Origin of the sequence: Salipiger sp. HF18 (assembly GCF_011806505.1) — a bacterium.
Lineage (GTDB): Bacteria > Pseudomonadota > Alphaproteobacteria > Rhodobacterales > Rhodobacteraceae > Salipiger > Salipiger thiooxidans.
The window spans coordinates 1-2,157 of the sequence record NZ_JAATOS010000607.1; the positions used below are offsets into that span (position 1 = coordinate 1).

The window sequence follows — 2,157 nt, forward strand, 5'->3', positions numbered from 1 at the left end:
GTGTCGCGCGCCTTCAGGGTGAGGGCGTCGCAAAGGCAGGACTGCAGGGCGGCGACTGGTCCTGACATTCCGAGGCTTCCTCTGATCGAAAGGGGGGCGATGCGTTCCGTTCGCACGCGAGGCTCGGCGCCGCGTGGGGTGGAAATGCGACCTGACCGCGGCGAATCGGGGGAGGAGCCTGCGAATACCCGACACCCAGCGATGCCTTTGGCTGGCAGGGTTTGAGGGGCGTCGATCCGGAGGGGGAAGGAAGACCTCGGCGCCACACACTGGGTGGGGGCTGAAACGGCACGGCGCCGAGGGAAGCCTAAGCAGCTACCCTTCTCTTATCGCGGACCATTCGGGCGGCAATGGGCTCGGATTGCGGCGCTTTCGGGGAAATTGCGCGGCCGTCCGGTCCTTGCCGGGAACGGCGCGGTGCGTCCCCAACCAGAAAGGCGGGTCTCTGAACGGAGAGGCGCTTCCTGCCGGGGCTCTGGCACATCCGCCGTGACACGGACGCCCGAACGCGTTGGCTCATTCGCCACGATCAACAAACACGATCACCAAACGAGACACGCTGCTGCCGATTGCGCTCCGCCGGCCCAACCCATTGCCCCCCGCAGGCCGAACAGACCCCAACCCCGCAGTCTGCCCGACGCTTACGCAGGCGCGTCCAGACAATGGCAACTGCTCCGCACCGACCGGCATCCGCATCGCTTCCCACCGCTCGGGCCCTTTGGCGGGGAGCTTGCTTCGGCTCCTTCAGAAAGGGCCTGATCTCGAGCCGTTTCCGCCCGTCATGATGCCGACAGCTCAGATGATCCGAGAGGCGCCTGACAAGATCCCCGCCGAAGCCGTGCTCAGGCAGCTTCCGAGCGCCCGCCTCAGTCCCCGGCAGGCCCCGTTCGCGCTTACGGCGCTCCCGGCAGCGCCCTCCCGACCGAACCTCTCAGTCCTGCGACGCCTCCCCCTCCGCCCGAATACGGATCTCGAGCCGGTTGCGTCCGTCGTCGTGTCGATAACTCAGGTGATCCGAGAGGCGCCGGATCAGGTGCCAGCCGAAGCCGCCCGCGGGCAGCTCCGGCGGGCCCACGTCGAGCCGCGGCGGCGCCCCCTCGGGCAGCCGGCGCCCCGGCATCACCCCGCCCCCGTCGCAGATCACCAGCTCGGCGGTCCGGCCACGCGTCACCACGCTCAGCCGGATCTGGCCGTCCCCCGCGCTGCCATAGGCATGTTCCACGATGTTGTTGAGCGCCTCCGCCAGCACGAGCTCGGCGGTGCCGCGCGCCTCGTCGTCCCAACCCGCGTCCCGCAGCGCCCGCCGGACCCGGTCGAGCGCCGCGCGAATCTCCTGCGGGCTGCTGCCCAGCGAAAGCTCCAGCGAGGGGCTGCTCTGAGGCGACGTGTCCGGCATCGGCGCGGGCTCCTCTCGATGCGCGCGTCAGCTGCCCCGCCCGTCGCGCGCCGCGTCCACCGTCTCGTGAATGACGAAGATCGTGTCCATCCGGGTCAGGCGGAAGACCTTGTCGACCATCGGCCGCAAGGCCGCCAGGTCGAGCCGCTGGCCCTGCCCCATGCCCTTCATGGCGGCGACAATGGCCCCGAGCCCGCTGGAATCGATGAACTCCACCGCGCCGAGGTCCAGCACCACGCGGGCGGTCCCGGGCGAGACGGCCTCGCGCACGGCATCCTTGAACTGGATCGCGACGGCGGCATCGATCCTGCCCTCGTCGACGCGGATGATCTGCGGATCCTCCGTATCGGTCACGGTCAGCTGCATGTCAGGGGTCCCGGTTGTCTCAGATCACGGGCAGGCTAGACGGCATTCCTTACCATTCGGTATGCAGAGCCATCGGGTCGAAGGAGGAGACGACATGTCCGAGGTTGTGATCACCGGCGCGGCGCGCACCGCGATGGGCGGATTCCAGGGGGTCTTCGCCGACCTTCCGGCGGCCGAGCTTGGGGGCGCCGCGATCCGCGCCGCCCATGCCGAGGCCGGCATGCCCTCGGTGGACGAGCTCTGGATGGGCTGCGTGCTGCCCGCGGGCCAGGGCCAGGCGCCGGCCCGCCAGGCGGGCTTCGCGGCCGGGCTCGGCGAGACGGTGCCGGCGACCACGCTCAACAAGATGTGCGGCTCAGGCATGAAGGCGGTGATGGCGGCGCGCGACCAGATCG

At 69.8% G+C, this 2,157-nt stretch carries 2 protein-coding genes and 1 pseudogene; 1 reads left to right on the forward strand and 2 read right to left on the reverse strand.

Annotated elements, in window-relative coordinates; all coding sequences use genetic code 11:
• Positions 1-931: 931 nt before the first annotated feature.
• Together HC022_RS24775 and HC022_RS24780 are read right to left on the reverse strand one after the other, a co-directional pair.
• Positions 932-1,396 carry an ATP-binding protein gene (locus HC022_RS24775; RefSeq protein WP_167454166.1) on the reverse strand — a complete coding sequence of 155 codons (465 nt, stop codon included), beginning with the start codon at positions 1,394-1,396 and terminating at the stop codon, positions 932-934.
• Positions 1,397-1,423: 27 nt separating this feature from the next.
• A complete protein-coding gene (locus HC022_RS24780; RefSeq protein WP_167454167.1) occupies positions 1,424-1,762 on the reverse strand; it encodes an STAS domain-containing protein in 339 nt (112 codons plus the stop codon).
• A gap of 94 nt (positions 1,763-1,856) precedes the next feature.
• On the opposite strand from HC022_RS24780, the pseudogene HC022_RS24785 reads away from it, so the two are divergent.
• Positions 1,857-2,157: pseudogene (locus HC022_RS24785) on the forward strand (acetyl-CoA C-acetyltransferase); the annotation flags it as partial.